We start from the raw sequence: 6,542 nt of genomic DNA, 5'->3' as shown, positions 1-6,542 counted from the left end.
GCGGGCGGCGAGACCTCGGCGATGTACGCGGGGCCGATGACGGAGGCCATGCCGATGCCGAAGCCGCCGATCACCCGCCACATGGCCAGGTCCCACAGCGCGAACGGCAGCGCCGAGCCGATCGCGCTGGCGGTGAAGAGGACCGCGGCGATCTGCATGCAGCGGATGCGGCCGATGCGGTCGGCGATCCGGCCCGCGGTGGCGGCGCCGACCGCGCAGCCGATCAGCGCGGCGGCGATCACCTGGGCCAGCGCCCCCGAACCGATGTCGAAGCGGTCCCGGATGGCCTCGACGGCGCCGTTGATCACGGAGCTGTCGTAGCCGAAGAGGAAGCCGCCCATGGCCGCGGCCGCGGTGATGAAGATGACGTGGCCGAGGTGGTCGGGCTGCGCGGACCCGGGGCCGGCGCCCGACGCTCGCTCTGTGCTGGTCAAGGTGTGCTCCGTGGGGGTGTCGTCCGTCCTCCTAGTTGCGCACAGGTCATGATCGTGCGCATCTGAAGACGGCGGGGGGCGTCCAGAGCCTATGTGTTCACTTTCTGAAGTCAAGAGCCGGGGTTGGCTGGCCACCGCCTACCCGCATGCGCTGATTTCATTCAAGACCTGAAGGCCCGAACCCGCTGCACACCCCGACCGGGCTCAGCGCAGCCGCTGGCTGATCACCTTGGAGACGCCGTCGCCCTGCATGGAGACGCCGTAGAGCGCGTCGGCGACCTCCATCGTCCGCTTCTGGTGCGTGATGACGATCAGCTGCGAGCTCTCCTGCAGCTCCTCCATGATCCGGATCAGCCGCTGGAGGTTGGTGTCGTCCAGCGCGGCCTCCACCTCGTCCATCACGTAGAACGGGCTGGGCCGGGCCTTGAAGATCGACACCAGCAGCGCCACCGCCGTCAGCGAGCGCTCGCCGCCGGAGAGCAGCGAGAGCCGCTTGACCTTCTTGCCGGGCGGCCGGGCCTCGACGTCGACCCCGGTGGTCAGCATGTTGTCGGGATCGGTCAGGACCAGCCGGCCCTCGCCGCCCGGGAACAGCCGGGAGAAGACGCCCTCGAACTCCCGGGCGGTGTCCCGGTAGGCCTCGGTGAAGACCTGTTCCACCCGCTCGTCGACCTCCTTCACCACCTGGAGCAGGTCGGCGCGGGTCTTGCGGAGGTCTTCCAGCTGCTCGCTCAGGAACTTGTGCCGTTCCTCCAGCGCGGCGAACTCCTCCAGGGCCAGCGGGTTGATCTTGCCGAGCTGCTGGTAGGCGCGCTCGGCGGCGCGCAGCCGCTTCTCCTGCTGGACCCGGACGAAGGGCCCGGGCCGGTTGCGCGGGTGCTCGGGGTCCTGCGGCAGCTCCTCGCCCTCGGCCGGCGGGGCGGGCGGCACCGGCTGGTCGGGGCCGTACTCGGCGACCAGCCCGGCCGGTTCCACTCCCAGCTCCTCCAGGGCCCTGGTCTCCACGGCCTCGATCCGCAGCCGCTGCTCGGCGCCCAGCACCTCGCCGCGGTGCACGGAGTCGGTGAGCTTGTCCAATTCGCCCTTCAGGTCCCGGCCGCGGCTGCGCTCCTGGCCCAACTGCTGCTCGCGCACCGCCTTGACCTGCTCGGCGGCGTCCCGGTCGAGGGCGCTGCGGGCCACCGAGACCTCGATGTGGCGCAGCAGCTGGCCGGCGCCGTCGGCCACGGCGGCGGCGACCTCGGCCTCGTGGCGGCGGCGGGCCCGGCGGCTCTCGGCCCGGGCCCGGGCCTCCCGCTCGGCGCGGGCCCCGCGGTCCAGGGCGTCGGCCCGGCCGGCCAGTCCCTTGACCCGCTCCTCGTGGGTGCGCAGTTGGAGCCGGGCCTCCATCTCGGTCTGGCGGGCGTTGGCCCCGTCGGCGGAGAGCCGGTCGCGGGGGCCGTGGTCCGGCTCCTCCTCGGCGGGCATCTCCTCGGCGGTGACCAGCCGTTCGGCCAGCTCCTCGGCCTCGGCCAGGGCGCGTTCGAGAGCGTCCTGGGCCTTGGCGGTGGCCGCCTCGCTGCGCTCGGCCTCACCGGCGGCGCCGCGGGCCTGGCCGGCCAGCCGGCCGAGCTGCTGCGCGACGCCCGAGCGTTCCTTCTCGGCGGCCCGGCGCCGCTCCCCCGACTCCTCGACCCGTGCGGCGCGTTCGGCCCGGGCCCGCTCGGCCCGGGTCTTCGCCTCCCCGGCCCGGGCGATCCGCTCGTCCAGCCGGACCAGCTCGGCCCCGGCCTCGTCGACGGCCGCCTGGACCTCCAGCACGCTGGGGGCTCCGGCGGAGCCGCCCTGGGCGAGGTGTGCCCCGAGCACGTCCCCGTCGGCGGTCACGGCCACCAGGGCGGCGTCCTCGCCGACCAGCTGCTCGGCCTCGGCGAGGGAGCCGACCACGACGTACCCCGCGACGATCCGGCGCACCGCCGCGACCAGCCCGGGGGGCCCGTCCACCACGTCGGCCACGGCCGGGGCCCGCACCGCCGCCTCCCCCACGGCGACCACCGCGGCCGGCCCGCCGGTGCCGTGCGGCTCGGCGGCGCCGCCGCCCGCGGCCGCCGGTCCGGGCGCGCCCTGGCCGCCCGCCCCGGCGGGGCCGGCTCCCGGGTCCGCGAAGACGGCGGGGTGCGGGACGGCGCCCTGGGCCGCGGCCGGCCCCTGCTGCCCCGGTACCCCCGCCGGGCCCGGGTCCGCGGCGGCCGTGGGCCGGTCCGGTGCCCGCGTACCGGTCGGACCCGCGGCCGCCGGGCCCGCCTGCCCCGGTACGCCCGGCCCGGCGGGGCCCGCGGAACCGGGAGCGGCCGGGGCCTGGGTACCCGCGATCAGCAGGGTGGCGCGGCCGCCGTCGGTCTCGCGCAGGTGCCGCAGGGCCGCCGCGGCCGTGGCCGGGTCGGTCACGGCGAGGGCGTCGGCGGCGGCGCCCAGGGCCGCGGCGACCGCGATCTCGTGGCCGGGACGGACCGTGAGCAGGGCGGCGGCCGGGCCGAGCAACCCGGCCAGCTCGGCCCGGGCCGCCAGCAGGGCCCCGGAGCCGTCCTTGCGCCGCAGCCCCAGGGCCAGGGCCTCCTGACGGGCCGCCACCGCCGCCCGGGACCGCTCCGCGCCGGCCAGCTCGTCCCGGGCCGCGGCCAGGGCGGACTCCGCGGCGGCCAGTTCCACCCGGGCCGCTTCGTGGGCGGCGCCCAGCGCCTCCTCCCCCGCGTCCAGCTCCCCGACCTCGGCCCGCAGCGCCTCGTACTCCTCCTGCGCGGCCACCGCCCGCTCGGCCGCCGCGTCCCGGGACTCGGTCAGCCGGTCGATCTCCGCCTGCGCCGCGGCCGCCCGGGACCGGGCCGCGCCCACCTGCCCGCTGAGCCGGGCCAGCCCCTCCCGCCGGTCGGCGATGGCCCGGGCCGCGTCCCGCAGCCGGCGCTCCTCCACGGCCAGCGCCCGCTCCAGCTCGGCCCGGTGCGCGACGGTGTCCTCCAGGGCCCGCTCGGCAGCCTCCAGGGCGGCGGTCAGCTCGGCCTCCTGCTCGCGGATCCGGGCCGCCTCGCGCTCCATGTCCTCGGGGTCGCGGCCGCGCCGTTCCTCCTCGGCCGGTGCGGTCGCGCTCCTGACCCGGGCCTCGGCCAGCGAGGCGGTGCCCCGCACCCGCTCGGCCAGCTGGGACAGCTCGTGCCAGGTCTGCCGGGCCCGGCCGAGCCGGGGGGCCAGCTCCCGGACGGCCTCTTCCAGTTCGGCCTCCCGGCGCACGGCCGCGGCGAGTTCGGCCTCGGCGGCCTCCTTACGTTCCTTGAGCGCCGCCTCGTCGGCCAGTTCGGCGGCCAGCGCCGCCCGCAGGGTGACCAGGTCGTCGGCGAGCAGCCGCAGCCGGGCGTCGCGCAGGTCCGCCTGGATGACGGCGGCCCGCCGGGCCACCGCCGCCTGCCGGCCGAGCGGCTTGAGCTGGCGGCGCAGTTCCTCCGTCAGGTCCTGGACGCGCGCCAGGTTCGCCTGCATCGAGTCCAGCTTCCGCAGCGCCTTCTCCTTGCGCTTGCGGTGCTTGAGGACGCCGGCCGCCTCCTCGATGAAGGCCCGCCGGCCCGTCGGGTCGGCGTGCAGGACCGAGTCGAGCTGGCCCTGGCCGACGATGACGTGCATCTCCCGGCCGATGCCGGAGTCGGAGAGCAGTTCCTGGATGTCGAGCAGCCGGCAGGTGTCGCCGTTGATCTGGTACTCGCTGCTGCCGCCGCGGAACATGATCCGCGTGATGGTGACCTCGGCGTACTCGATGGGCAGCGCACCGTCGGAGTTGTCGATGGTGAGGGACACCTCGGCCCGGCCCAGCGGCGGGCGGCCGGTGGTGCCGGCGAAGATGACGTCCTCCATCTTGCCGCCGCGCAGGGATTTGGCGCCCTGTTCACCCATGACCCAGGAAAGCGCGTCCACCACATTGGACTTGCCGGAGCCGTTGGGGCCCACCACGCAGGTGATCCCGGGCTCGAAGCGGAGGGTGGTGGCCGAAGCGAAGGATTTGAATCCGCGGAGGGTCAGGGCCTTGAGGTGCACACGGCCGGACTCTACCTTTCACTTGCGGTTTCACCCATGAAGGTGCAGGGCACATCAGACGTTAAAAGAATCCGGCTCCGGCCGTCCGGGGGAAAGAAAGAAGGGACGCCGAAGCGTCCCTTGCAGATACTGCGGGAGTAGTGACAGCGAACGAGCGGCTCGTAGCGATCAGGTGAGCGCAGGCTCCGCCTTGGGTACGTCGATGTCCATGTCCAGCAGCGACTCTTCGTGCTGAGCGGCGGCGGTCAACGTGTCGTTCTCGGCCTGAATCCGTACGAGCTCGGACTCGAGGTCCTGGACGCGCTGCTGAAGCCGTCGCATCTCGGCGAGGAGTCGCGGGTCGGAACCGCCGACGTAACCGAGAAGCGCCTTTGCCATGATGGATGGTCCTCCACACTGAGTGACCGACCGAAGCGGTGTGGGTCGTGAGGGATTCGCACCCGCGGTCTCGGACAGTACCTGTGTGTCACTGCGGTTCTTTCGACAGCACTGCCGAACAGCTAAGGTGCGCGGGGCTTCCAGCGTCTCACCAAAAAGTTTGACGGTCAACACGATCACGCCCCGTACCGACGGGGAACTGCGCCCGCCGGGCGGCCGGGGAGATCGTCCGCGCAGGTCCTCGGCACATCGGCGGCGCAGTCGCGACCGCCGGGGGGACCGGTGAGATCATCCTCACCCCGAGCCTTCCACGCCCCGCCGTGATCGGCAAGACGTCCGCCCCGGCCTTCTACCCCGCTTCAAGCGGAACACGCTCCGGTCAGCGGATCGCGAAGCCGTCGTAGCCGCCGCGCGGCTCTCCCCATATTTCCGTGACGCCGTCCACGCGCCCGGGCGTGTCGGAAGAGTGCAGCCATTCCAGGAGCCGGTGGCAATTCTCACGTTGACCTTCGGCCACCACCTGCACCCGGCCGTCGTCGAGATTGAGCGCGAATCCGCTGAGCCCGCCGATCGTCATGGCGTTCTCCCTGGTGAACCAGCGAAAGCCCACTCCCTGTACACGGCCGCGCACCCAGGCGGTCATCCGTACGTCTTCAGTCATGCGCGAACGCTATCCGTCGCTTCCCTTCATGGTCACATCGCCCCCGGGCCTCATGGCGTACAGTCGCGCAGCAATGCATCTCACCCATTTGGGTGAGTAAAGGTGATCTTTTCCGAGGAAGGCACTGCCGATGGGACGCCACCGAGCCCCAGCGCCCCGGCGCGACAAGCGGAACGCGCCCGTGCGCACCGGCCTGCTCGGGGTGACCGCGGCCGTCGCCCTCGGCGCCGCCGCCGTCACCTCCGGTCTGGTCCCGGTCGGCGACCACTTCGTCCTCGGCGGGCACGGCGACACCGAGACCAAGGTGAGCGCCCTGCCGTCGGCGACCCCCACGCCCTCGGAGCAGCCGCGGCACCCCGGCGGGCTCAAGAGCCTGACCGACGGCAGCGGCCCGGCGCCGGTGCGCAGCGCTCCCAAGAGCCCGGCGGTCCACACCCCGAAGGCCTCGCCGACCCCGTCGGCCACCCCGTCGCCCAAGGCCTCGCCCACTCCGAGCGCCGAGCCCTCGCGCACGCCGGCCCCCAAGGCCGTGCCGACGCCCTCGCGCACCCCGGCCAAGAGCCCCGCCGCCCGGGTGCCGGACTCCGCGGCCGGCGCCGAGGCCGCCGTGCTGGCGCTGGTGAACCAGGAGCGGGCCCGGGCGGGCTGCACCCCGGTGCGGCAGAACCCGCCGCTGGCCGCGCTGGCCGGCGCCTACAGCAAGGACATGGCCGTCCGCGGCTTCTTCGACCACACGGACCCGGACGGCGCGAACCCGTGGGACCGCGCCTCGAAAGCCGGCATCAACGGCCTGGGCGGCGAGAACATCGCCCGCGGCCAGGCCGACGCGCAGGCCGTGATGAGCGCCTGGATGAACAGCCCCGGCCACCGCGCCAACATCCTGAACTGCGACTTCCGCACCCTCGGTGTCGGTGCCTACTTCGGCGCCGGCGGCCCGTGGTGGACCCAGGACTTCGGCTTCTAGCCGTCCCGCAGTACGTGGACGCCCCCCGGTGGTCGCACCAGCCACC

5 protein-coding genes are annotated in these 6,542 nt (G+C 74.2%); 1 reads left to right on the top strand and 4 read right to left on the bottom strand.

Annotation, left to right across the window (positions count from 1 at the left end):
* The 4 genes from AB0O40_RS37125 to AB0O40_RS37110 all read right to left on the bottom strand — a co-directional run.
* Positions 1-434 (bottom strand): MFS transporter (locus AB0O40_RS37125; RefSeq protein ID WP_365050571.1); only part of this gene is annotated, 434 nt, incomplete at its 3' end.
* A 204-nt stretch (positions 435-638) separates the two neighbouring features.
* Positions 639-4,493 carry an AAA family ATPase gene (locus tag AB0O40_RS37120; RefSeq protein ID WP_365050569.1) on the bottom strand — a complete coding sequence of 1,285 codons (3,855 nt, stop codon included), beginning with the start codon at positions 4,491-4,493 and terminating at the stop codon, positions 639-641.
* A gap of 168 nt (positions 4,494-4,661) precedes the next feature.
* Positions 4,662-4,871: a hypothetical protein gene (locus AB0O40_RS37115; RefSeq protein ID WP_365050568.1), complete on the bottom strand. Its 210-nt coding sequence runs from the start codon at positions 4,869-4,871 to the stop codon at positions 4,662-4,664.
* Between the two features lie 379 nt (positions 4,872-5,250).
* Positions 5,251-5,532, bottom strand: coding sequence for an acylphosphatase (locus AB0O40_RS37110; protein WP_365050566.1), 282 nt, complete (start codon positions 5,530-5,532; stop codon positions 5,251-5,253).
* A gap of 130 nt (positions 5,533-5,662) precedes the next feature.
* Here AB0O40_RS37110 and AB0O40_RS37105 point away from each other — a divergent pair, with 130 nt between their 5' ends.
* Positions 5,663-6,496 (top strand): CAP domain-containing protein, encoded by an 834-nt coding sequence (locus AB0O40_RS37105; RefSeq protein WP_365050564.1) that lies wholly within the window; start codon positions 5,663-5,665, stop codon positions 6,494-6,496.
* Positions 6,497-6,542 lie beyond the last annotated feature (46 nt).

Source organism: Streptomyces sp. NPDC089919 (genome assembly GCF_040684615.1).
In the GTDB taxonomy this organism is placed as follows: Bacteria; Actinomycetota; Actinomycetes; order Streptomycetales; family Streptomycetaceae; genus Streptomyces.
The sequence above is the reverse complement of the archived record's forward strand: the minus strand, read 5'-3'. Positions and strand labels throughout refer to the sequence as shown.

What these genes read in the sequence shown, in the direction of transcription:
- AB0O40_RS37105 (WP_365050564.1), top strand. Translation starts at nt 5,663, where the DNA reads ATGGGACGCCACCGAGCCCCAGCGCCCCGGCGCGACAAGCGGAACGCG.
- AB0O40_RS37115 (WP_365050568.1), bottom strand. Translation starts at nt 4,871, where the DNA reads ATGGCAAAGGCGCTTCTCGGTTACGTCGGCGGTTCCGACCCGCGACTC.
- AB0O40_RS37110 (WP_365050566.1), bottom strand. Translation starts at nt 5,532, where the DNA reads ATGACTGAAGACGTACGGATGACCGCCTGGGTGCGCGGCCGTGTACAG.